Genomic DNA, 22,369 nt, shown 5'->3' on the forward strand with positions numbered 1-22,369 from the left:
GTTCGTGTCGTCGCTGTGTGGATGCGGCGTCCAGCGCGCCGGGCACTAGACCACGTACACGCTGGACATGATCTCGGCGATGGTCGTGGTCCCCTCCTCCACGAGACGGACGCCTCCGTCCAGGAGGCTCTCCATGCCCTGCTCGCGGGCGGCCTTGCGCAGGCTGCTGATCGGCGCCTTCTCCACCAGCAGCCGCTTGACCGCGTCGCTCATCACGAGCAGTTCGAAGACTCCGATCCGCTCCTGGTAGCCGGTCCGGGAGCAGAAGTTGCAGCCCCGTCCCTGCCAGAACTCGGTATCGGTCGACCCGCCGGCCTTTGCGAAGAAGGCCAGTTCGTCCACGCCCGGCTGGTGGGGCTCGCGGCACTGATCGCAGATCCGGCGCACCAGTCGCTGACTGACCACCCCGGAGACCGTGGAGGTGATCAGGAACGGCTCGATGCCCATGTCGGTGAACCGGTGCAGCGCGGAGCAGGCGTCGGCGGCGTGGATGGACGACAGTACGAAGTGGCCGGTAAGAGCGGACTCGACCGCGATCCGCGCCGTCTCGGCGTCCCGGATCTCGCCGACGAGGATCACGTCGGGGTCCTGGCGGAGGATCGAGCGCAGCCCGGTCGCGAACGTGATGCCCGCCTGGTCGTTGATCTGGATCTGGTTGATCGACGGGAGCACGTACTCCACCGGGTCTTCGATGGTGGTGATGTTGCGCTCGCTCTGGTTCAGCTCGCCGAGCGTGGCGTACAGCGTGGTCGTCTTGCCGCTGCCGGTCGGTCCGCCGCACGCGACCATGCCGTAGGGGGAGCGCAGCAGGGACGACAACCGTTCGTAGGTCGCGGCGGGCATGCCGAGCTCGCCCAGCCGGAGCAGTGTGCGGTTGCTGTCGAGCAGCCGTAGCACCGCCTTCTCGCCCCAGATGGTGGGAGTGGTCGCGACCCGGATGTCGACCGACCTGCCGTCGATCTCGGTGGAGATCTGTCCGTCCTGCGGGCGCCGCCGGTCGACGATGTTCATGTTCGCCATGATCTTGATCCGGCTGACCAGGGACGGCCCCACGTTCTCCGGCAGGCTCAGCACGTCGTGCAGCGCGCCGTCGATGCGGTACCGGACCCGGACCCGGTCGCCGTGCGGTTCGATGTGGATGTCCGAGGCCCGGTCGCGCAGGCCCTGGGTCAGCATGAGGTTGACCAGGTGCACCACCGGCGCGTCCTCGCTCACCACCCTGGCCCCGGAGGCGGCGCCCCGGCCGGTCTCGGTCGCCTCGAAGGCCTCGACCAGGCTACTCACGCCGGACAGCGCCCGGTAGGAGCTGTCGATCGAGCGCCGGATGTCCGAGGGAGCCGCGATCGCCAACTGCACCCGATCCGGCGCGACGGCCCGGCCGACCTCGTCGAGCACGCGCGGGTCACCCGGGTCGCCGGCCGCGATCAGCAGCGTGCCCTCGGACCGCCTCACCGCGACGACGCCCAGCGAGCGGGCCAGCGCCTCCGGCACCCGGGCGGCCGCCTCGGGATCGGGCTCGCTCTGGCGGAGGTCGGCGACCGGGACGTCGAGTTGAACCGCCAGCGCCTCGATCAGTGACCGCTCGTCGACCATGCCGAGTTCGACCAGCAGGGCGCCGAGCCGCTTGCCCGACGCCGACTGCTGCAGGAGCGCCTCGTCCACCTGCGCCGGAGTGATCAGCCCGCGCTGCACCAGGAGTTCCCCGATGGGCGGCCGCTCCTGCACCGTGGGCGACGACTGCGCCGCGCCGGACGTCGCGTCCCGGGCGGGTTCGTCCGCCGCGGCCGGAGTCGACGCCGGGCCCCGCGCTCCATCGGGCAGGGCGTGGTCCTCGCCCGCAGGACTTGTCGTCGCCGCGCGGCGCCGGAGAAACCGGCCATTCGCCAAGGAACCCACCCCTTCCGTGCATCCAGAACAGCGGCCGATGGTCCCCTGCGAACGCGTCGCAGTACTGGTCAGCCGCTGATTAGTCAGCGGCACACTACCGCACGGGCGCCACGCCGTCTCGGCACCCTCTCCGGGGGTTCGACCCTTGTGAGTCCCTCTCTCGCTCAGTAGTCTACTGCTGATTAATCAAGGTGTTACTAACGCTCGGTTTTGCTTGAACCGGTCGCCGTAGATGGAGAAAGATGTACACAAACCTGCAAGGCGCGTTGCGTCAGCGAATGCGTGCACGGAACGAGACCGTGGAAGCCGGCTTCACGCTCGTCGAGCTTCTCGTGGTCATCGTGATCCTCGGCATCCTGTCCGCCATCGTCGTCTTCTCCGTTCGCGGCATCAACGACAAGGGCCAGGGCGCGGCGTGCCGGACCGATAAGGCCACGGTCCAGACCGCGGAAGAGGCGTACTTCGCCAACAACAACAAGTACGCCACCGTGAAGGAACTCGAGACCACTGGGCTCCTGTCCACCGTGTCCCAGTGGTACGAGGTCAAGGATCCCGCCGCGTACGCGGTCACGCTGATTCCGTCCACGGTCGACTGGAAGAACCCCTGCGAGACCACCCCCTGATACGGGGGTTTCGTCAGGAGGCCGAGTTGGCCAGGTGGCAGCGGAAGCGCCGCCTGGCCGGCCCCGTTCGGCGGCCGAGTGGTGACGGGGCACACGCGGTACGGCACCATTGCGCCCATGTCATCCATATTTGTCGTGATTATCGGCCTGTTGGGGCTCGCGGTGGGGTCGTTCCTCAACGTCGCCGTCTCCCGGGTGCCGGCCGGCCAATCGGTCCTGCGGCCCCGATCCGCCTGCCCGGGATGCGCCACCCCGATCGCGGCCCGGGACAACATCCCCGTCGTGTCCTGGCTCCTGCTGGGCCGGCGCTGCCGCGACTGCCGGGTTCCGATCCCCGCGCGCTACCCGCTCATCGAAGCGCTCACCGCGATCCTGTTCGTCGCCGAGTCGCTGCACTTCGGCCGGTCGGAAGTGCTACCTGCTGCGCTCGTCTTCACCGCCGGGCTGCTGGCCCTGGCCGCCTGCGACGCCGAACGGTTCCTGCTCCCCCGGCGGCTGATCTACCCGACTCTCGGGCTCACCGCCGCTTGTCTCCTCGCGGCCGCGGCGGTCACCGGCCAGTGGCATCGGCTCGGCGTGACCGCGGCGTGCGGAGTGGGCGCATTCGCCGTCTTCTTCGCCCTGCACTGGGTGCGGCCTGCCTGGCTCGGATTCGGTGACGTACGCCTGGCCGGCCTGCTCGGCACCGGGCTGGGCTGGCTCGGTCCGTGGTACCTCGTCTTCGCGCTGATGGCCGGCAGCGTCGCCGGGTTGCTGGTGGGCGTCGCGCTCATGGCGGCGGGGCGGGCGACCCGCAGCACCCGCCTCCCGTTCGGCGTGTTCCTCGCCGCCGGCGCCATCGCCGCCATCCTCGTCGGCGCTCCTGTCGTCCACTGGTACGAGACTGTGGGTGACCGGAACGCGACGGGAGAGTCGCTCACATTCGTCCGCCACCGGCCGTGACCCGGTCCCCGCGTCAGCCTTTCCGGCCCCGGACCCGGTAGAGATCGCAAGCAGCACCGACGATCCTTACCCTTGTCACCATGACGGAACCTGACCTCCCACTGGCCGAGTGGATCGTGCTCGCACTCATCGCCGAACGCCCCAGCCACGGCTTTGCCATCGCGACCCTCACTGCGGAGGGTGCGGAGATCGGTGAGTTCTGGTACATCTCGCGACCCATGGTCTACCGGTCGATCACGCGGTTGGTCGAGCGCGAACTGATCACGTCGGTCGGTACCGAGGAAGGCAATCGCGGGCCGCAGCGCGTGATCTACGCCGCCACCCGCCCGGCGAAGACGACGGTCACCCGGTGGCTCAGCGAACCCGTGACCGAACTGTTCGACGTCCGCGCCGAGCTCACGTGCAAGCTCCTGCTGCTCCAGCGTCGCGGCATCAGCCCCGCTCGTCTGGTCGAGCGTCAACGCGTCGTCATCGACGAGATCGAGGAGTCGCTGCGCGCCAAGGAGCAGGCCGCCGAGGACCACATCGCCCGCGCGAGCTATGCCCTGCGACTGGAAGACGTCCGCGCCGCGCGCCGGTTCCTCGACGCCGTCGACGTCGACTCGACGCGGTCGGCCGTCAAGAGCAGCTGACGTCACGCTCGTACTCGCCCGCCCCTCGGTATCCACCTCACCGCTGCGGGCGTGCGCACGATCGATCCGGCGGACGCCGGCCGGCCACGACCACGACAGACGGGCTCGGCGATCGCCCCTTCGCGATCGCCGAGCCCGTCTCGCACGTCAGTGCCTCATGGGCAGCCGCAGGAAAGCGGCCGGCAGATTACGGCACCTCGACGACGGTCTCGCAGGAGCCGCCGGTCGCGATCGAGTCCGTGCCCGGGAGCGTCGGACCGCCGTTGGCGTCGCCGGCGCAGACGTCCGTGTCGCTGCCGCCGGAGAGGGTGTCGCTGTCGGCGCCACCGACCACGGTGTCGTTTCCGGAGCCACCGGAGAGGGCATCGTCGCCGGCCCCGCCACGGACGACGTCGTTGCCGCTCCCGCCGCTGATGGGATCGTTGCCGTCACCGCCGTCGAGGTAGTCGTCGCCGCTGCCGCCCGAGACGGCGTCGTTGCCGGCGAACGTGCAGATCGTGTCGTTGCCGCCGTTGCCGCTGACAGTGTCGTTCCCGTTGCCGGTCACGATCACGTCGGCGCCGCTCGTGCCGTTCACGATCCCGTTGCCGGTGATCGTGGCGGCGAGACCGTTGCAGCCGGCCGAAACGTTGATCGATACGGTCGCGACGTTCGAGACGACGGTGCCATCAGTCGCCTTGTACGTGAAGCTGTCGCTTCCGACGTAGGCGCTGGCGGGCTGGTAGCTGAACGAGCCGTCCGGGTTGAGCGTGAGGGTGCCGTGCGCCGGTCCGGTCACGAGGGACGCCGTGAGCGCGTTTCCGTCGGGGTCCGTGTCGTTGCCGAGGACACCGGGAGCGCCGACGACGAGCGGGGTGTCCGCCCCGACGTGGCCGTACGACTCGTTCGCGGCCGTCGGCGTCCGGTTCGTCGCGTTGAGCAGCACCGACGCGTCGTTGACGAACGTCGCCGAGCCGTTGCTGTTGGCCGTGACGACATCGGGACGCCCGTCGCCGTTGAGGTCGGCAACCGCGGTGGCCTGCGGGTTGGTGCCGCCGTTCAGCCCGAAGGCGAGCGGGCTGCCGAACGCACCCGTGCCGTCGCCCTCGAGCACGATGACCTGGTTCGAGCCGGCGCTGGAGAGGGCCAGGTCGACGTGGCCGTCGCCGTTCAGATCGGAAACCGACGCGGAGGTGAGGTTCGACCCCGCCGACAGGAGGCCCGCGGTGCCGAACCCGCCGGCGCCGTCGCCGAGCAGGACGGCGGCGCGCCCTGGTGTGCCGGGTGCCACGACGACGGCGTCCTGCTTGCCGTCCTCGTTGACGTCGGCGAGCTTGAGCTTGGACGGCAGCGTCATGCCGGCCGGGAAGCTCGACGCCGTTCCGAAGCCGCCGTCCCCGTCGCCCAGCAGTACGGAGAGCGTGCCGGCCGAGGGGTTCGACGTGACGAGATCCAGGTGGCCGTCGCCGTTGAGGTCGGCAGCCGCGATGCCCTGCGGGCCGGTGGCGCCGTTCAGGCCGAACTGGGACGACGCACCGAACGTACCGTCGCCGTTGCCGAGCACCACCGCGACGTTGTTCGTGTTCGCGTTGGCCGTCGCGAGGTCCTGCTTGCCGTCCTCGTCGAAGTCGCCCAGGCCCACCCCGTACGGGAAGCGCGCGACACACGGGTTGTCGCCCGTGGTGTCGCACCCGGGCGTCGGGTTGAGCTGTACCGCGGCTCCGGCGCTCAGAGCGCCGGAGCCGTCGCCGAGCCAGACCAGGGCGACATTGCCGCGCGCGTCCTGGCTGATGACGTCCTTTTTGCCGTCGCCGTTGACGTCGCGGATCTCTGCCGAGTTGAGGAAGAGGCTCGTCGACGTCAGCGGCGCCGCGTACTTCGTCACGGCACCGAAGCTGCCGCCGCCCGAACCGAGGAACACGCCGAGGCCTTCGGCGCGGATCGCCGTCACGAGGTCCGGCGTCCCGTCGTTGTTGAGATCGCCGATCGCGACGGCGGTGCTGCCGCGGCCGTTGTCGTCGAGGTTCGCCGCGGTACCGAAGCCGGTCGTGTTGGCGCCGGTCGCCGAGGCAGGGGTGGCTGCCATCATGACGGTCGCTACCGCGAAGACGAGCGCCGGGATCCGGCGTGGCCGACGTGATGATCTGTTCATGGGGGAGGCCCCTCCTCAGGGCCTGGTGGATCGAGAGCGGGTGACGCACCGGGTGCGCCACCCACTTCATTAGTCAACAGTTGACAACTGTTGCAGAGTGTCCGGACCGTCGGCGGCTGTGTACCTGCCTGGCCGACGGTCCGTTTGCCCGGCGTTCCGGATCTCCTAGTAGCCGTAGGCGGCGAGGGTCCCCTGGATGGTGCCGTCGTAGTCCCAGTCGTTGGTGAACAGGTCCGTCCAGATGGCCGCTGCGCCGACGTGTCCGCCGTTCAGGGCGACGCCGTACTGCGCGATGTCCCCGTAGCCGGAGTACGCGCTCGGATTGACCTCGGTCCACGTGTTGGGGTCATTGCTCGTGGTGCCGTTCAGCGAGCTCGACGTCCAGCTCACGTTCACGATGTTCGACTTCGCGACGAGACCCAGCCGGGTGTTGCCGCCGGCGTTCGCCGTGACCGCGCCACGGACCTGGCTGATCCCCGATTCCAGGCGCACCTTGCACGCGGTGCCCGCGCTGTCGCACGCGCTGCCCCGGAACACGTTCTGGCCCGGTCCGCTGTCGGTCCAGGTGAACCCGTTCTGTACCAGCGCCTGCTTGGACGCCGCACCGAACGGCGCGGACGCCGGGTCGGCGACCGCGATCCGGTTCCCGCTCGTTCCGAGCCAGGTCACCACGCCCGAGATCGTCGTGGGCGCGCCACCCGAAACCGGCGATGCGTCGCAGCGGGGCGACTGGGCCTTGCCGTTGCCGCTGCCGTTGGCGTCCGCGCCGAGTGCCAGCGGCGGGCTGCCGGCGTTGGACGGGTCATCGCCCTTGGTCGAGCCCGCCCAGCTGCCGCTGCAGCTGTAGATCGCCAGGCGCCCGACTGCCACGAGGTGCTTGCTGTTGATGTCGCCGTTGCACTCGACGCTTCCGCTCGCCGTGCACGTGCCGCCGTCCGAGGTCGGGATGACCGCGTCGACGTTGGTCTCGTCCGCCGAAAGGAACGCGTCGATGTGCAGCGGCCCGTTGACGCAGTTGTTCGACGAAGAGGGGTTGCAGGTGGTGTAGGGGCCGGCGCTCTTCAGCTGCTGACGCAGGCTTCCCGACGTGATGCCCCGCATCGTCGACGTGTCGATCGCCGGCTTGTTCCAGAATCCGCCGGTCTGCGAGGCGCCGTTTGCCGTGAACGGCGTGAACGACTTGAACGTCGCGATGTAACCCTTCATGTCCTTCATGGCGGGGTACATGTTGTTCGCGATACCGACCTCAGAGCCAGTCGATGCGGACGCTGCCGGTGCAGTGGCGGTGATGACCGCTGCCGCGAGGGCACCCACTGCGAACGCCTTCCGTACCCGGCTGAACCTTATGTGCATTTGCTACTCCTAGTCGATCTGGTCGGCGGCGGCTGCCGGACGGCCGCCCGGCTGGTGGCACCAGGCAAATGCCGGTAAGTCCTGGGCATCTGCGAGGTTTTCGGCATGGCGATGCCGCACGCGCCTAGATGGTGCTCACGCGGGGACTCGGTAGTCAATCATTGACAACCTTGCTCGCTGTGGATGTAATGCACGCATTCAGACTGCAACGGGCCTGGTGGGTGAGTGTCGTCCGCCCGCTCAGGACGCGGACAAGGAGCTGGCGGCGCGATGGGCAGAGGCGTGGTATGGCAGTGTTGAGCAGACTCTCGGGCTCGCGCGCGATCAGACGGGGTCTGTTGGCCCTCGTGGTGGTCGCGGTCGCGCTGGGCGTTGTGGTGTTCGTGCGCGGTGGATCGGATACCGCCGGCCAAGCGCAGAGGCCCGACCGAGAGTGGTGCACGCCGGGTACCCCGCGCAGCCAGCTCTGTCCGAACAACAAGGTGTTCGACGCGAAGGAATACGTCACGCACGGTGACGCCTTCGAGTGCCTCAACTTCGCCAATCAGGCGGATGCCCAGGCGGTGCTGCGGGCCGACCCCAGCGATCCGAACCGCCTCGACGGCGGAGGCGGCGTCGCGTGCCGCGGATTGCCGGAACCGCGCGACACCAAACCGGTTGCCCGTGTGGGACAGCAGGTCGCGTGCGGTCCCGGCGACAGCCGCAACGCGCTCTGCCCGCAGCCGGAGAGGTCCTTCGACGCCCGGTACTTCCTGCGCTACGGCAATGACGCCTACGACTGCCCTGACTTCGCCAGCCAGGCGGACGCACAGGCCGTCCTGCGCTTCGCGCCGACCGACCCGAACCGCCTCGACGGTGACGGGAACGGCATCGCGTGCCCGGAACTGCCGGGACCCAAGGACGTCAAGCCCGTGCGACGGGGGACGCCGTGACGTGGCAAGGGCCCGCGCGTGCGCTCGGGCTGAACGCGACCCATCGATCGAAAGAAGCCCCGACTGTCATGACACCGGACCATCGCCCGTTCCCCTTGCGTGCCAGACGTGAGGACGGCTTCACGCTGATCGAGTTGCTCGTGGTCATCGTGATCCTCGGCGTCCTTTCCGCCATCGTGGTGTTCTCCATCAGGGGAATCGGCGACAAGGGCGAGAAGAGCGCGATCGCCGCGGACGCGGCCACCCTGCGCACAGCGGAAGAGGCTTTCTGCGCGAAGCACGGGCACTACGGGACGATCGAGGATCTGAAGACCGGCGGGCTGCTGTCGGGCGAACCGGTCTACAACATGGTGACGGTCGGCCAGGAGAACAAGTGCGGTCGAGGCGAGAAGTCGTCGTACACGCTGTATGACACCTCACCGTCGGAGCGCGCTGCGGACCCGATCTCGGTGGGTACGAACTCGCAGGACCTCGCGGTCGATGAGAAGGCCAATCGCGTGTACGTCGTGTCCACCACCGACAACAACGTGACCGTGATCGACGGCAAGACCGACAAACCGATCGGTGCTCCGATCAACGTCTCCACCGCCGTGTCGACTCCGACCCGGATCGCGGTCAACCCCGGAACGGGGCAGATCTACGTCGGGGGTACGGGCAGTGTCGCGATCATCGACCCGGCCAACGGCAACCAGGTGACCCGCGTCGATTTCCCGACGACGGTCAACGCCCTGGCCTTCTCTCCCGAGAACGGCGACGTCTACGTCGGCGGGGGTACCGCAAACGCTTCGGCGGTCGCCTACATCGCGGCCGGCAGCTCGTCGGCGACGCCGATCCCGCTGCCCGCTACGGGACTCACGACCGCACTTGCCGGCATGGACTTCTCCCTCGACACCGTTCACCACGCGGTGTACTTCGTGAAGCAAGGTCTCGGCACCGGTTCGAGCCCCAACATCGGCCTCTTCGCCATCTCGACGCAGACCCATGAGGCCAGGGTCGTAGCGGAGCTCCCGACGAAGTCAGGAGCGTGCAACGCCAGCAACATCGGACAGCTCACGCCCGGCTCCGCCAAAGGCATGACGGCCGTCGATCCGAACCGCAACCTCGTCTACCTCCTTGCCGGCAGGTGTGCTCAGGACGTGAATCCCAACGGGGCACGAACAGTCGGGGCGACGATCATCATCAACCCCAGCGACGGCAGTTCGACGGTGATCGACGAACTGCCGGGATCGAACGTCGGTCACTTCAACGTGGCCTACAGCGCCTCGGCGGCGTCTGTCTACGTGTACTCCGCAGGCGGGTCAACCATGCCGGGATGCGGAACTTCCGGGGGCCGCATCACCCGACTCGAAGGGAAGACGGTCACGGGGCAGGCGCCGTCCTGCGGAAATTCAGCTGCCGCCGCGAACCCGGCACGCAAGCTCACCGTGATGAAGAACTTCAACAGAATCTTCGTCGCACAACTCGCGAACAAGGACCCCCAGGGCGGCATCGTTGCGCCGGGCGGAATCGCCGTGACGGACGGCACCACGCTGCTGACGCAGGCCTCGCTCGGCAAGCCCCGCCAATTCGGCTCGCTGGCCGTGAACAACACCACGGCGAAGGTGTACGCGATCGATCCGGAGAGCAAAATCGTCGAGGTGTTCCGGGCGGGATCGGCATAGGACCATGTCAGACCAGTCACGCACCATCCACGAGGGCCGGGGTGACCGGCCACGACCGGGGCGTCGTGCCGCCATCGCGGCGGTCGGTGTGATCGCGGCGATCACGCTGGCCGCGTGCACCGGCAGTGCCCCGGAGCACAAGTTCGACGTCGCCCCTTATGTGAAGAAGGGGCACGTGGTCGACTGCGGCGCGTTCAAGGCCCAGGCCGACGCGCAAGCCGTGCTGAGAGCGGACTCACTCGACCCGAACGAACTCGACCGAGACGGCGACGGCATCGCATGCCCGGACCTCCCCAAACCTAGGGACAAGAGGCCGGTCCACCGCGACTTCAAGACGGACCTGGACGGCGCGCCGATCACCGAGCCGGTCAAGCCGTCGGCGACGTAGTACGGCCGGTCGTCTCCCCCCGCTCACGGGAGGGAGACGACCGGCCGCAGTCGGATCAGACGAGGTCGAGCAGTTCCGTGTGCGTGGCGGAGTGGCCGCGGTGCTCGTCGACCAGGTGCAGATGGAGGATCCAGTGGGCCCGCGACCCGTCGGCCAGAATCCGGCGCAGGGGCAGGTCGTTGTCCGGAGCGATGTGGGCATCCGGCCGTGCCGCCCCCACGTGCGGGGTGGGCGCGGTGCCGGTCAGCCGACCGCAATGCCAGGCGCCCAGGCTGCGGCCGGTCCTGGCCGCCAGGCTGCGGACCTCCCCGTGGAGTTCGCGGCCGGTGATGGAACCGTCGGTCCGGAACGCGTCCCGGGCAGCGGTGGCCACGGCGGCCAGGTCGTGCACGAGGCGTCGGCGCACGAGATCGTCACCGACGGCCACGGTCCGGGCGAAGCCCGTCTCGTACGGGGCCAACAGGGACTCGAAGTCCAGCACGACCAAGTCCTGCGCGCCGATGACCCGTTCCGGCCATCGCCCGCCCACCACGGTGTTCGACCCCGACCGCACGAACCGACGGCGGACCCGGCCCGCTCGTACGCCGAACACGTCCCGGGCGATCAGAGCGATCCGGTTGTCCACCTCCTCCTCGCTGCGCCCTGGCCTGATCACCTGCGTGCCGACCACGTGCGCGAACAGGCGCTGCGCCATGCGCTGGCCTTCCAGCAGGTGCAGGGCCCGCAGCCGTACGTCCATCCGGTCCAACGTCGCCATCATGCGTCCTTGCTGTCAGCCCATACCCGCGCCGCTTGCTGCCGGGTCCGTCGGCGCCGGGGCTACCTCCCGAACCGGCCGTGGCGCGCCGGCGGGGTCCCGAAGCGGGGTGGTGTTCGACCGGAGCGAAGGGGGGAGGGGGAGCCCTGACCACGCAGCCGAACCTAACAACGTCCGCCCGCGCGGCATCACCGGTTGATCATCCAGCGCTCGGCTGATTCCGGTCGGCTACCTTGGTCCGCCGTACAAGGGCCGGCGGCCGAGAGAACAGCTGCGGAGCGGCCGGGCCGCGTCCTGGGCTGCCTTCGGACGCGTGTGCCGCGCGGCCATGGGGTCAGGTCATGGCACCGACGCCGCCAAGCGGGAGATCTGGACGGCGACGGCGTCCGCGGCTGCGGCGACCAGGCCCGGGTGGGTCCACCGACACGAACCACGTGCTGGGCGTTGCGCAGCACGTCCAGGTCGTTGATGTGGTTGCCGAAAGCCTTGCACCGGCCGCTCCCCAGATCGGTCAGGGCCCCCCACCTGTCGCCGTGCCGGGCGCTGACTGATCGTTTCAGAATGAGTCGGGCCGCGGGTCCTGTGCTCGGCGATCTTGGTCGGCAGGGTGTCCGGAGGGTGTCCGGGTGCGTGCTGATCTTGTTCCTGACGACCTGTGGGAGCGGGTGGCCCCGCTTCTGCCGTCCGCTCCCGAACGGCGCCGCCGCTACCCCGGTCGGCTGCGGGTTCCCGACCGGGCGGCACTCGCCGGCGTCATGTACGTGCTGCGTCGTGCCGACCTGCTGGACCTGGACTGGACCTGGACGACCGCTCCGTTGGACGGATCGCACGTCCGGGCCCTCAAAGGGGGGATCACGTCGGCCCGTCGCCCGTCGCCCGTCGACCGCGCCCGTTCCGGCTCCAAGCACCACCTGATCGTCGATTGCCACGGAACCCCGATCGCCGTGACACTGACTGGCGGGAACCGGCACGACGTCACCCAGCTCCTGCCCCTGCTGGACTGTTAGACGACTCTCAGCGTGGTGATGAAGCGGGGTGCCGGCGACACACCCGTGGCACACGGGATGTAGTTGTGTTCGGGACCGGCCTGTCCCTTCGTGTGCGACGACACGGTGAACACGAGCGAGTCGTAGAGCCGTTGTTCGTTCAGAAGGCATCGACGTGAGGCCGTACCGACGGCAGCTCCCACAATTCCAATGCTCCGCTGATCAGGTCGGCGAGGAACTGAACCGCGCCTCCCATGTAATGCCACCAGCCGCCGTTGCGTGAAGCCACGGTGACGGTCCAGTCCTCAGGGCTGGACCCTGTGGTGCTCCAGAGGAAGTAGTCGCCCTGGTTCGATGTGGCCCAGGGCAGTAGGCCTCCAGGGGCGGGAAAGGGGTACAGAGGGATGGACATCTCTGCGTCCGCGCACCACTCAGCGAGGATCTCAAGATCTTCGGGGTCCTCTGACCAGGCCCTTTCCTGCCCGGGGCTCGGGAAGCCGACGCAAAGGAAGTCCCCGAAAGCCAAGGACGGGTAGCTGTTGGCAAGCAGCTTGTAGTCGGAGGGCAGCTCCGTGGTCAGGCATTCCTCGACCCGTGCCCAGTCGATGCCGGCGGGAGCCGTACGTCGAAGGAGGCCGAGGCCGGGAACGGCCTGCTCCAAAACCGCGACCGCCGAGGCCGGGTCAGTCAGTCGCTGACGAGGTACTTGAGTGCCGATGAGAGCGTCCACCAGGACAGCGTGCCAGAGCCGGGATCACGGGCCTTCACTGACCTCCTGCGCCCGTCTCGAGCGATGCCTTGAGCAACATGATCCTTTGGGGTTTGCGCAGGCTGGCGGTACTTCGTCCGTTCTCGGAGCCGAGCACATCTGGGCAGGCTGTCGGTGCTGATCGTGGACTCGGACGTGCTGCTGGTGGAAGGGCAGCTGCGGGGCGGTCGGCTGACGTGTCCGTCATGCGGTGCGGTCCTGGCCCCGTGGGGACATGGCCGGGCCAGGGTGATCCGGGGTGATCTGGGGGCCCGGTTGTTTCTGCGGCCGCGTCGTACGCGGTGCTCGGGCTGCGGCGTCACGCACGTGCTGCTGGCGGAGGCACTCTGGCCGCGGCGGGCGGATGCGGCCGTGGTCATCGGCCCAACCCCGAGGTCGGTATGCGCGGCCTCTATGACCGCATCGTCACCAGCCTGGGCGGGACCCCCAAGTTCCACCTGGCCGCTCTCGCCACCCAGGCGTCCGCCGCGCTGGCCGCGGAGGTCGACGAACGGGGAAGGACGCCGGCCGTGGTGATCGACGAGTCGTACCTGCTCGACCGCCAGGAGCTGGACGCGATCCGCATGCTCACCAACTACGACATGGACTCCACGACGCCGTTCGCAGTGTTGCTGATCGGCCAGCCCGCCCTGCGCAAACGCATGAAGCACGGCGTCCTGGCGGCCCTGGACCAGTGGATCTCGATCAGCTACCAGATGCCCACGATGAGCAAGGAGGAGACCGCCAGCTACATCGAGCACCACCTCACGATCGCCGGACGCGAGGACACCCTGTTCTCCGACGACGCCGTCGAACTCATCCACCTCACCAGCCGTGGCCTGCCCCGCTCGGTCAACAACATCGCCTGGCAGTCCCTCATCGCCGACTTCACCGAGGAGAAGGGAATCGTCGACGAGTCCTCCACCCGCACCGCCATCACCGAGATTCACGCGACAGAGTGAGCACGAAGCCGACACCGTGTTCACGACGACTCCGGCGGCCTGACGGCCGCCGGAGTCGTTTCGTCCCCATCCCATCGACAACCAGCACGTCGCCTTCATGCACATCTTCAGCCTCGCTCAACACTGGACGCCGTCCCACCGATTCGCGGTCGGCGGGGACGCCCCGCCGCAAACCCCGACGGCTGTACGCCGACCGAGGCTACGACTTCGACAAGTACCGCCGCCTGTTGTCGAAGCGCGGCATCAAGCCGCTGATCGCGCGACGCGGCGTCGCCCACGGTTCCGGACTGGCCAAGGTGCGCTGGGTGGTCGAGCGCGCCTTCGCTGGCTGCACCAGTCCAAGCGGCTCCGCATCCGATACGAACGACGGGCTGATCTCCACCGGGGCCTGCTCGAACTGGCATGCAGCCTGATATGCCTCCGCCGCCTGCGAACCTCATTCTGAAACGATCAGTAACTCCGAGAGCCGTCCGTCCGGATGGTTGATCACGGGGTTGCCGCTACGCGTGAGGGAGATGTGCAGGTGGAGGCCGCTGACCAGGCCGGTCTGGGGGGAGGCCATGAACGTGGCGGTGATGCCGGAGCGGCCGGCCAGGGTGCGCACCGCGTGCTTGAAGACGAGGTGGTTGTCGCATGCGGACAGCGCGGGACCGTAGGGGAAGGTGACCTCTACTTGGCCGGCGCGCCTTCCGTCTTGACCGCCTCCACAGGCATGCCCGCTTTGCCCAGCGAGCCCTGGAGGCGACGGAAGAACCGGTCGGCCTCCGGCGTGTGGTCGAGGGCGTAGTCCAGGTTTTCCTCGGTCACGGGAACGAGTCTCTCGTGGCCGACCCGGGAGGCAGGGGTGTGGCTGCCGCCGTAGAGCACGAACTCGGTCTCCAGCCCGGCTCTGGGCGTGTAGCCCGAGGGCGGCCAGGCGGGTCAGCTGGTGGCGCAGGATCTGCCGGGGTGCGACCTCGATGGGATCCTCGTCGAGGTCGACGGCGTTGCCCGAGGACCAGCGCGCTGCGCGGCGTCCACGGCAGAATCCGCAGTGTCGAGGCATCGGGCACGACCGTCACGTCCTCGTACCCGGTCGCCCACGAGGTGAGCACGAAGCCGTCGGACGGCGTCATGTCGGCGTCGGTGGCCAGGATGTACGCGCACATGCCGGCGCCGCCGTCGAGGACGCGGTCGAGGAAGTGCCGCGCCCCGTACCGCTTGCCCTTGAGGCGTCCCTGCAGGTCCGGAACGGCGAGGAGAACGGTGTCGATCAGGCCGGCGCCGAGGGCCTTGCGCAGCTTGGATCTTGGCCATGTCCGACCCGGCGTCGGCGGACCTTGATGGTGTCCATGACCTCCCCGAAGCGGGTGCAGCGGGCGCGTCGGCGCCAGTGAGGACGAAGCCCAGCGGCCGGCCGCCACCGTCGCAGGCCAGGTGGATTCTCGTGGTCAGTCCGCCCCGGGACCGCCCGAGGGCGTGATCACATACTTCGTCCCCCCCGCCCTGCCCCCTTTTGCGGGCGCCCGCAACATGCTGATGGGCCCGCGCGACCGTGGAGCCGACCGACACCAGCCAGTCGATGTCACCGGCCGCGTCCCTCTCCGCCTGGACCACGGCCGACATCCGCGTGAACGTCCCGTCCAGCGCCCACCTGCGGAAACGCGTGTACAGAGTCCGCCGGGGCCCGTACCGTGCTGGCACATCACGCCACGCCGACCCCGTCCGCAGCTTCCACGCGATCCCGTTCAGCACCCGCCGGTCGTCCAACCGCGGCCGCTCCGAGGACGACCGCGGCAACAGCCCGGACAGCACTTCCCACTCCACATCCGTGAGCCCATGACGACGCACCATGCCGACATGATCCTCCATCAGAACCATTTGGATGCACTGCCCAGTCGGACGAATGCTGAGCTTTGCCGGCTCCACTGACGAGTAGTTAGCCTGCAGGGGGAGTGTGGGCGCGCCTCGGCAGAGGAACCTCATGCCGAGAGGTCTGGTCCCCGGGCTCCTCGGCTGCCGCGGGCAGCTCCGGGCGGGCCCTCCTCTGAGGCCGCAGCCCGCTGTCCGTCTGTCGTGGAAGCTGGCGTGCGGTGCTGTGGACAGTCAACAAAGTGCGGGGTTGAGGCAGCCGCCATCCGGCAGGCTCGCCAGATCCGCGGGCGCTGCGCAGAGGCGTGCGGACGCATCGGTTGCTGTGACTCCTCGCCCTCGCGGTCGACCCCGGGGCCGCGGGGCAAAGCCCCGGCGGACTGGCGGCGTCACCTGCACTGACCTGGTCCGGGCTCCGGGGTCGGCGGGTGGGGAGAATCGGCCCCGTTTGACATGCTTCGAACGGATGGCAGGGTGGTATGCGGGGCCACTGTTGGGAGGCTCGGCATGGCATCCGGTTGGGCACGATGCTCCGCAGCGCGGCAGCTTCCGCTCAGGCTCACGGTCGGCGCGTTCTTCCTGCACTCCGGGCTCTCGAAACTCGGTGCGGACGAGGTCACCGCCGAGAGGCTGCGGCAGTTCGCCGCCACGACCTACCCGTTCCTGGGCAAGCAGGACGCCCGGAAGTTCGTCCGGCTGCTCTCCGCCGGGGAGCTCGCCATTGCCACGACACTGCTCCTGCCGGTCGTCCCTGCCGCTGTCGCCGGGGTTGCGCTGACCGCATTCTCCGTCGGCACGGTCGGGCTTTACCTGCGTACACCGGGGATGCGGCAGGAAGGCAGTCTGCGCCCGACCGAGCAGGGAATCGTGCTGGCCAAGGACGTCTGGATGCTGGGCATCGGCATCTCCCTCATCGCCGAGGGCCTGAGCGAGCACCGGTGACACACCACGAGCACGTCGGTCCCCACGGCTGCCGTACGCGCTCCATGACTGTCATCGGATCCGTCCTGGTCGAAGGGGCAAGTCAGGGGCGCACATGACCATGACCAAATGGTTCTTCGAGCCCGGTCATACCGCGGCGGAGTTCCGCGCCAGGCACATGATGGTCACCTACGTGCGCGGGCAGCTCAAGAACGTGCACGGCCTGCTGGAGGTCGATCCCGACGAGCCGGAGAAGGCGCGCGTCGAGGCGACGGTCGACGCGACCCAGGTGTACACCGGCCAGCCCCAGCGCGACGCCCACCTCCGCAGTGCCGATTTCTTCGACGTCGAGCACCACCCCACCTGGACGTTCGTCGGGTCGCGCATTCATCAGGTGAGCGGAACCGAGTTCGAGGTGACCGGAGATCTCACGGTGCGCGGCGTGACGCGCCCCGTAATCTTCGACGTCACTTACCTGGGACAGTGGGATACCCCTTGGTGGGAGGAAGGGCGGGACCTCGGGCCCAGGCGCCGCGCCGGATTCACCGCCACGACGCGTATCAATCGCCATGACTTCGGGGTGAGTTGGAACGACGTGGTCGACCGCGGCGGAGTGGTCGTCAGCTCCATGGTCGATGTGACGGTCGACGTCGAGGCCGTCCTCGTGCCCATCGAAAGGGCCGCCTGAGCGCGACCGGCTCGGGCTGCGAGCCAGCGGGTCGCCCTCGGACAGTTCGAGGACTTCGAACTCGACCTGTGGCGGTGGCGTCAGGTCCAGGCGGTGAACGTCGAGTCGGCACTGCTGCTCACCCAGGCGTTCGTGCCGGGGATGCGTGAGCGGGGCTTCGGCAGGATGGCCTTCATCGTGTCCAAAGCGTTCTGGCGTCCCCCGAGCGCGCACGTGCTCGCGTACGTGGTGCCCAAAGGGGCGTTGATCGGCATGACCCGCGCCCTCGCCGTCGGGCTCGGCGGCCACGGGATCGCAGTCACGGCGGTGGCCTCGGGGCTGACTCGCACTCCGGCTATCGGCGCCGTGTCTGCGGAGGAGTTCGAGGAGGTCGCGGCGCGCCAGGCGCTGCCCCGGCTGCTCACCCCCGACGACACCGCAGCTGTGGTGTCGATGCTCGTCGGCGACGATGCCGCCGCGCTGACGGGTTAAGTACTCACGGTCGACGGCGGCCTGGTGATGCGTTAGGGAGGGCGGGCGGGAACCCCGACGGGGACTCCCGTGCGCGGCGTACGAAGCGCCGGTCCCGACGACTACGTGGAAGGGCCCGGGGTCGGGTTGTCGGCGCTGGTCCCGTCGTGCGTGGACAGCAGCCAACCCTGCGTCTCGGCGCATCGCCGGGCGCTTTCGACAAGACGTGTGACGGCGGCGGACCGGGTCCGCGCGGACCATAGGATCGACCACTCCACGTGGATCTCCGGCTGGACGATTCGGCGCGCGGCGTAGCCGCGGTCGGCCGCGGCGGTGTGGCAGGCGAACGAGGCGGGCGGCAGGCCGACCTCCCGGTTCATCCGTAGCCGGGCGACCATGGCCTGGGGCGGCGGGTCGGTGAAGGTCTGGATCCGGGGCTGGAAGCCTGCCTCCTCGCAGGCGGCGACGACCCGGTCGTAGTAGCCGGGCGCGAGCTCGCGCGGAAACAGCAGCACCGACTCGTTCTTGAGGTCGGAGACCGGGACGGGGTCGGTGTCGGCGAGGCGGTGGTCCTTGCCGCACAGGAGCGCGAGCGGCTCCGATCGTACGAGGGCGGTGCGCACCCCCTTCATCGGCTCGGGGAACAGGGCGATCCCGGCATCCAGGTCACCGGCGAGCACGCGGCCGGGGATCTCGGAGCTGAAGTGTTCGGTGGCGACGACGGTCAGGTTGGGGCTGTCGTGCTCGACGGCGGACAGGATCGCACCGAGGGTGTCGTATCCGGCCATGGGCGCGTAGCCGAGTCGCACCGTCCCGGCGACACCCGCGCCGGCCTGCTGCGTGCGTTCGGCGGCGCGTTCGAGTGCGGCGAGGGCACGGGGTGCCTCTTCGAGCAGGACGCGCCCTGCCACGGTGAGTTCGAACTTGCGGCTGGAACGCACGAACAGGTCGACCCCGAGTGTGCGTTCGAGATTGTGGATCTGGTTGCTCAGGGAGGGCTGGGCGATGTAGAGGCGCGCGGCGGCGCGGCCGAAGTGCAGCTCCTGGGCGACGGCCAGGAAGTACCGCAGCTGGCGCGGGTCGAGAGCCATAGCCGGAAGCTATCACCGGTGCGGAGGGGAGATATTGGACGCCGCCAAGTTGGGCGCGTTGACTTGCCCCCATGAGTTGAGTCTTCAAGCGAGGGAGTCAGGTCGACATGCCTACGACACCCGCAGCCGACCCCGGCGTCAAGAACTACTACGCGGGCCTTCGCCGGTCTTTCCCGGATCTCCACTTCGAGGTGCACGAGAACATCGGCGTCCTGGTCGAAGGCGACCAGGTCGCGCTGCGCACGGTCATCATCGGCACCCATCAGGGCGAGTCGGCGTCAAAGAGTCCGAGGGTGAGCTTTTCCCGGAGACGCCGGGCACCGCGTTCGGCAAGGGCGCCGGGCGGCCGGTGAGCCGGGAGGAGTCCCGGGCCGTGGTGCGTCGCCTCTACGACGGTGTGATCACCACGGGGAAGGCCGGGGCGTCGACGGGGTCGGCGAGGAGTACCTTGCAGAACTCGGGCTGGACACCCGACGGCCGCGATGCGTTCGCCGGCGCGTTGGCGATCAGCCGCGGGGCGATGCCCGACGGGCGGCCCCTGCACACGCACACGGTCGCCGAGAACAACCGGCTCGCGTCCCGGAGCCTGTGGGACGGCACCATCACCGGGAGCGGGCGGGCGGCCGGCTTCATCACGCTCGACTTCTTCCGCATCGGGGACGGGCCGATCGTCGAGCACTGGGAGTCGGTCGACCGGGTGCGGGCGTATCAGGCATTCGGGCTGCTGTCCGACGACGTCCGGGATGCCTGAGACATCTGGGACGTGTGGAACACCGAGGATTGAACTGATTCCACATCAACGGAGAGGAAGGTCGGAGATGACCACTGCAATCGTGGGCGTCGGCAACATCGGAGCCGTGCTCGCCCGGAACCTGGTGGCCGGTGGCGAGAGCGTCGTCCTGGCGGGAAAGGGCGCCGCGCGAGCCGCGGCGATCGCGGACGAGCTCGGTCCCCGCGCCCGCGGCGCCTCTGTGGAGGACGCGATCACCGATGCCGACACGGTCGTGTTCGCCGTCTGGCTGGACGCCATGAGGGACCTGATCCCGCAGGTCGCGCCCCTGCTGGAGGGCAAGGTCGTGATCGACCCCTCGAACCCGATCGCTTTCGACGAGAAGGGCCAGATGGTGCGGTCGCTGCCCGAAGGCGAGTCGGCCGGGTCGGTGGCCGCCGCCCTGTTGCCCAAGACGGCCCACTACGTGAAGGCGTTCGGCACTCTCGCCGCGGAGGTGCTCGCCGCGAGCGCGAACCGCACGCCGCGACGGGCGGCGCTGTTCTACGCCACCGACGACGAGGGCGCCGCGGCGACGGCCGAGCGGCTGATCCGCACGGCCGGGTTCGAACCCGTCAAGGCCGGCGGCCTGGCCGATGTCGGACGCATCGAATCGCCCGGCGGTGACCTGGATCAGTACGGCTCCGGGGGCGAGGTCGTCGACCTCGAACAGGCGGCCTCCGCCGTGCACGACGCCGGCCACTGATTTCCACACGCGCAGGAGCACGGCACGACTCGGACCGGTGTGTTCCTCAGAAGGACCCGGCCCGGCTGCGACGGCGACTGGGCCGCCGACCGAGTACGGGACGGGCTCGCCTCGGCCTCCTCAGGGTCCAGGCCGAGGCGAAGCCGTCGAGGGTCAGCCGGCGGCCTGGGCGGCCTGTTCGATGAGGCGGGCGGTGGTGCGCGGGTGGCCGATCATGGCGACGTGGGACGCCCCCCGTGCCTCGACGACCTGGCGGGCACGTGCCCGGTTGTAGAAGAAGTGCTGGAGGGCGGGTGGAATGGCCTTGTCGGTGTCGGCGACCAGTCCCCAGGAGGGGATGGTGCGCCAGGCGACGGCGGTCGTGGCGTCCGTGCAGCAGGTGGCGCTGAACGGCCGTTGGGTGGCCTGCATGAGACGGGTGGTGGCAACCGGCAGGTCGGCGGCGAACGCGGCCCGGAACTTGTCCGGCTCCAGATACAGGTCGGTTCCCGTGGTGCCGTCGGGGCCATCGTAGGGGACCGGCCGGGTCGCGGCCTCGATGATGCTGCCGGGGTACTTGTTGATCAGCACGCTGAGTTGCTCGCCCTGGTCGGGGACGAACGCAGCGATGTAGACGAGTGCCTTGACGTTGGTGGCGCTGGCGGCGGCGTTGGTGATGGTGGCGCCGCCGTAGGAGTGGCCGACCAGCACGACCGGGCCGCTGATCGAGCGCAGGAGGCTGGCGATGTACGCGGCGTCGGTGGGCAGGCTGCGCAGCGGGTTGGCGGGGGCGATGGTCGGGTAGCCGCCCTGGTGGAGTTGCTCGATGACGGCGTTCCAGCAGGAGGCGTCGGCGAATCCGCCGTGCACCAGCACGATGGTCGGCTTGGTCCCGGCCTCGGCGGGGGCAGCGGCCGAGGCTGCCGAGGAGAGCGGTCCCAGCAGCGCTGCCGTGCCCGCTACGGCGGCGCCGCCGACGAGGACTCGACGGCGGGTGAGCTCAGGGTCCATGGGGACTCCCAGGGTGGTCGCGGTGGGGTGTCTCATTCCGGTGACGCGGTCACGGGTGCCGGAACGGGGTGTGGAGCGCAAGCGCCGGTGTACCGTCAGGAGTGCGTGCTGAGGCCGTGCGCGGCCTGGGCGATGACGGCGGCCACGACGGCCGGGCGGGAGACGTAGACGGCGTGGCTGCCGGGGGTCTCGGTGACGGTCGCGCCGGCCCGCTCGGACATGGCGCGCTGAGAGGCGGGCGGGATCATACGGTCGTCGGTGGCGACCAGGTACCACGACGGCTTGGTCTGCCAGGCCGGTTCGGAGACCGCCCCGTCGAGGGCGTCGACGCCCCAGGGGACCTGGGAGTCGGCCATGAACGCGGCCGTCGCTTCGGGGACATCGGCGGCGAAGGAGGCCGCGAACCTGTCCCGGGCCAGGAACAGGAAGCCGTCCTGGGGCAGCAGGATCGGCGGGACCGGCGCTCCGGGCGCCGGGTCGGAGATCAGGGAGCCGACCGACTCGCCCTTGTCCGGTGCGAACGCGGCGATGTAGGCGAGCGCAGCGACGTGCGGGTGGTTGCCGGCCTCGGTGATGACCACCCCGCCGTAGGAGTGGCCGACCAGGACGGCCGGGCCGTCGAGGCCGTCGAGGACCTGGTGGGTGGCGGCGACGTCGCCGGCCAGCGAGAGGGTCGGGTTCTGGACGACGGCCACCCGGTAGCCATCGGCGGTCAGATGGTCGTAGACCCCCTGCCAGCCCGAGCCGTCCACGAACCCGCCGTGCACGAGCACGACGTTCTTGATGATTGCCATGATCGTCTCCGGTCCGGAGGGACAGGCCCGGTGCCTGTCCGGCACCCTCCATCCAAGTCCTCCAAGGGGCCGCAGGACATGCAGAGCAGCACGCAGAGTTAGAGCTC

General features: G+C 69.3%; 24 protein-coding genes and 3 pseudogenes. 16 read left to right on the forward strand and 11 right to left on the reverse strand.

Annotation, left to right across the window (positions count from 1 at the left end; translation table 11 throughout):
* Positions 1 to 45: 45 nt before the first annotated feature.
* Positions 46 to 1,692: a GspE/PulE family protein gene (locus ACZ4M3_RS04065; RefSeq protein ID WP_467729939.1), complete on the reverse strand. Its 1,647-nt coding sequence runs from the start codon at positions 1,690 to 1,692 to the stop codon at positions 46 to 48.
* Between the two features lie 473 nt (positions 1,693 to 2,165).
* Between ACZ4M3_RS04065 and ACZ4M3_RS04070 the strand changes: the two genes are divergently transcribed.
* From ACZ4M3_RS04070 to ACZ4M3_RS04080, 3 genes are all read left to right on the forward strand, one after another.
* Entirely contained in the window at positions 2,166 to 2,510 is a 345-nt protein-coding gene (locus ACZ4M3_RS04070; RefSeq protein WP_467729941.1) for a type IV pilin protein, read from the forward strand.
* Positions 2,511 to 2,627: 117 nt separating this feature from the next.
* Complete coding sequence (locus ACZ4M3_RS04075; RefSeq protein WP_467729943.1) at positions 2,628 to 3,452, forward strand: prepilin peptidase; 825 nt, start codon at positions 2,628 to 2,630, stop codon at positions 3,450 to 3,452.
* A gap of 80 nt (positions 3,453 to 3,532) precedes the next feature.
* A complete protein-coding gene (locus ACZ4M3_RS04080; protein WP_467729945.1) occupies positions 3,533 to 4,084 on the forward strand; it encodes a PadR family transcriptional regulator in 552 nt (183 codons plus the stop codon).
* Positions 4,085 to 4,271: 187 nt separating this feature from the next.
* Here ACZ4M3_RS04080 and ACZ4M3_RS04085 read toward each other — a convergent pair whose 3' ends face one another.
* Entirely contained in the window at positions 4,272 to 6,215 is a 1,944-nt protein-coding gene (locus tag ACZ4M3_RS04085; RefSeq protein ID WP_467729947.1) for an FG-GAP-like repeat-containing protein, read from the reverse strand.
* 165 nt (positions 6,216 to 6,380) lie between these two features.
* On the reverse strand, positions 6,381 to 7,529 hold the full coding sequence (locus ACZ4M3_RS04090) for a type 2 periplasmic-binding domain-containing protein (RefSeq protein ID WP_467729949.1): 1,149 nt from the start codon (positions 7,527 to 7,529) through the stop codon (positions 6,381 to 6,383).
* A gap of 386 nt (positions 7,530 to 7,915) precedes the next feature.
* Between ACZ4M3_RS04090 and ACZ4M3_RS04095 the strand changes: the two genes are divergently transcribed.
* The 3 genes from ACZ4M3_RS04095 to ACZ4M3_RS04105 all read left to right on the forward strand — a co-directional run bounded on the left by ACZ4M3_RS04095 (position 7,916) and on the right by ACZ4M3_RS04105 (position 10,549).
* On the forward strand, positions 7,916 to 8,500 hold the full coding sequence (locus ACZ4M3_RS04095) for a hypothetical protein (protein ID WP_467730140.1): 585 nt from the start codon (positions 7,916 to 7,918) through the stop codon (positions 8,498 to 8,500).
* A gap of 68 nt (positions 8,501 to 8,568) precedes the next feature.
* Entirely contained in the window at positions 8,569 to 10,161 is a 1,593-nt protein-coding gene (locus tag ACZ4M3_RS04100) for a prepilin-type N-terminal cleavage/methylation domain-containing protein (RefSeq protein ID WP_467729951.1), read from the forward strand.
* A gap of 4 nt (positions 10,162 to 10,165) precedes the next feature.
* Positions 10,166 to 10,549 carry an excalibur calcium-binding domain-containing protein gene (locus ACZ4M3_RS04105; protein ID WP_467729953.1) on the forward strand — a complete coding sequence of 128 codons (384 nt, stop codon included), beginning with the start codon at positions 10,166 to 10,168 and terminating at the stop codon, positions 10,547 to 10,549.
* 55 nt (positions 10,550 to 10,604) lie between these two features.
* Here ACZ4M3_RS04105 and ACZ4M3_RS04110 read toward each other — a convergent pair whose 3' ends face one another.
* Positions 10,605 to 11,309: a M24 family metallopeptidase gene (locus tag ACZ4M3_RS04110; RefSeq protein WP_467729955.1), complete on the reverse strand. Its 705-nt coding sequence runs from the start codon at positions 11,307 to 11,309 to the stop codon at positions 10,605 to 10,607.
* Between the two features lie 623 nt (positions 11,310 to 11,932).
* Between ACZ4M3_RS04110 and ACZ4M3_RS04115 the strand changes: the two are divergent.
* Positions 11,933 to 12,307, forward strand: a pseudogene (locus ACZ4M3_RS04115) (transposase); the annotation flags it as partial.
* 145 nt (positions 12,308 to 12,452) lie between these two features.
* Here the strand turns inward: ACZ4M3_RS04115 and ACZ4M3_RS04120 are convergent.
* Positions 12,453 to 13,022 carry an SMI1/KNR4 family protein gene (locus tag ACZ4M3_RS04120; protein WP_467729957.1) on the reverse strand — a complete coding sequence of 190 codons (570 nt, stop codon included), beginning with the start codon at positions 13,020 to 13,022 and terminating at the stop codon, positions 12,453 to 12,455.
* Positions 13,023 to 13,205: 183 nt separating this feature from the next.
* Here ACZ4M3_RS04120 and ACZ4M3_RS04125 point away from each other — a divergent pair.
* The 3 genes and pseudogenes from ACZ4M3_RS04125 to ACZ4M3_RS04135 form a co-directional block, all read left to right on the forward strand.
* Positions 13,206 to 13,409, forward strand: a pseudogene (locus ACZ4M3_RS04125) (DUF6431 domain-containing protein); the annotation flags it as partial.
* 32 nt (positions 13,410 to 13,441) lie between these two features.
* Complete coding sequence (locus tag ACZ4M3_RS04130; RefSeq protein ID WP_467729959.1) at positions 13,442 to 14,002, forward strand: ExeA family protein; 561 nt, start codon at positions 13,442 to 13,444, stop codon at positions 14,000 to 14,002.
* A gap of 123 nt (positions 14,003 to 14,125) precedes the next feature.
* Positions 14,126 to 14,447 (forward strand): annotated as a pseudogene (locus tag ACZ4M3_RS04135) (transposase); the annotation flags it as partial.
* Here ACZ4M3_RS04135 and ACZ4M3_RS04140 read toward each other — a convergent pair.
* The 3 genes from ACZ4M3_RS04140 to ACZ4M3_RS04150 all read right to left on the reverse strand — a co-directional run bounded on the left by ACZ4M3_RS04140 (position 14,439) and on the right by ACZ4M3_RS04150 (position 15,967).
* Positions 14,439 to 14,645, reverse strand: a complete 207-nt coding sequence (locus ACZ4M3_RS04140; RefSeq protein ID WP_467730142.1) for a hypothetical protein — start codon at positions 14,643 to 14,645, stop codon at positions 14,439 to 14,441. The pseudogene ACZ4M3_RS04135 and the gene ACZ4M3_RS04140 sit on opposite strands and share 9 nt — an antisense overlap.
* A 26-nt stretch (positions 14,646 to 14,671) precedes the next feature.
* Positions 14,672 to 14,809 (reverse strand): hypothetical protein, encoded by a 138-nt coding sequence (locus tag ACZ4M3_RS04145; protein ID WP_467730146.1) that lies wholly within the window; start codon positions 14,807 to 14,809, stop codon positions 14,672 to 14,674.
* A 114-nt stretch (positions 14,810 to 14,923) separates the two neighbouring features.
* Positions 14,924 to 15,967: an IS5 family transposase gene (locus ACZ4M3_RS04150; RefSeq protein ID WP_467729961.1), complete on the reverse strand. Its 1,044-nt coding sequence runs from the start codon at positions 15,965 to 15,967 to the stop codon at positions 14,924 to 14,926.
* Between the two features lie 393 nt (positions 15,968 to 16,360).
* Here ACZ4M3_RS04150 and ACZ4M3_RS04155 point away from each other — a divergent pair, with 393 nt between their 5' ends.
* The 3 genes from ACZ4M3_RS04155 to ACZ4M3_RS04165 all read left to right on the forward strand — a co-directional run bounded on the left by ACZ4M3_RS04155 (position 16,361) and on the right by ACZ4M3_RS04165 (position 17,933).
* The gene (locus ACZ4M3_RS04155; RefSeq protein WP_467729963.1) at positions 16,361 to 16,795 is read left to right on the forward strand and encodes a MauE/DoxX family redox-associated membrane protein; all 435 of its coding nucleotides are present in this window, start codon (positions 16,361 to 16,363) and stop codon (positions 16,793 to 16,795) included.
* A 94-nt stretch (positions 16,796 to 16,889) separates the two neighbouring features.
* Entirely contained in the window at positions 16,890 to 17,462 is a 573-nt protein-coding gene (locus ACZ4M3_RS04160; RefSeq protein WP_467729965.1) for a YceI family protein, read from the forward strand.
* A gap of 66 nt (positions 17,463 to 17,528) precedes the next feature.
* Positions 17,529 to 17,933, forward strand: a complete 405-nt coding sequence (locus tag ACZ4M3_RS04165; RefSeq protein ID WP_467730144.1) for an SDR family NAD(P)-dependent oxidoreductase — start codon at positions 17,529 to 17,531, stop codon at positions 17,931 to 17,933.
* A 101-nt stretch (positions 17,934 to 18,034) separates the two neighbouring features.
* On the opposite strand, the gene ACZ4M3_RS04170 is transcribed toward ACZ4M3_RS04165, so the two are convergent.
* Positions 18,035 to 19,003, reverse strand: a complete 969-nt coding sequence (locus ACZ4M3_RS04170) for a LysR family transcriptional regulator (RefSeq protein ID WP_467729967.1) — start codon at positions 19,001 to 19,003, stop codon at positions 18,035 to 18,037.
* Positions 19,004 to 19,110: 107 nt separating this feature from the next.
* Between ACZ4M3_RS04170 and ACZ4M3_RS04175 the strand changes: the two genes are divergently transcribed.
* The 3 genes from ACZ4M3_RS04175 (at position 19,111) to ACZ4M3_RS04185 (ending at position 20,478) form a co-directional block, all read left to right on the forward strand.
* Complete coding sequence (locus tag ACZ4M3_RS04175) at positions 19,111 to 19,356, forward strand: ester cyclase (RefSeq protein WP_467729969.1); 246 nt, start codon at positions 19,111 to 19,113, stop codon at positions 19,354 to 19,356.
* Between the two features lie 20 nt (positions 19,357 to 19,376).
* A complete protein-coding gene (locus tag ACZ4M3_RS04180; protein ID WP_467729971.1) occupies positions 19,377 to 19,754 on the forward strand; it encodes an ester cyclase in 378 nt (125 codons plus the stop codon).
* 67 nt (positions 19,755 to 19,821) lie between these two features.
* Positions 19,822 to 20,478, forward strand: coding sequence for an NADPH-dependent F420 reductase (locus ACZ4M3_RS04185; protein ID WP_467729973.1), 657 nt, complete (start codon positions 19,822 to 19,824; stop codon positions 20,476 to 20,478).
* Between the two features lie 153 nt (positions 20,479 to 20,631).
* Here the strand turns inward: ACZ4M3_RS04185 and ACZ4M3_RS04190 are convergent, their stop codons facing one another.
* Both ACZ4M3_RS04190 and ACZ4M3_RS04195 read right to left on the reverse strand, forming a co-directional pair.
* Positions 20,632 to 21,468, reverse strand: a complete 837-nt coding sequence (locus tag ACZ4M3_RS04190) for an alpha/beta fold hydrolase (RefSeq protein WP_467729975.1) — start codon at positions 21,466 to 21,468, stop codon at positions 20,632 to 20,634.
* A gap of 95 nt (positions 21,469 to 21,563) precedes the next feature.
* Positions 21,564 to 22,262: an alpha/beta fold hydrolase gene (locus ACZ4M3_RS04195; RefSeq protein WP_467729977.1), complete on the reverse strand. Its 699-nt coding sequence runs from the start codon at positions 22,260 to 22,262 to the stop codon at positions 21,564 to 21,566.
* Positions 22,263 to 22,369: the final 107 nt, after the last annotated feature.

This window comes from Streptomyces sp. NPDC026522 (genome assembly GCF_055567555.1).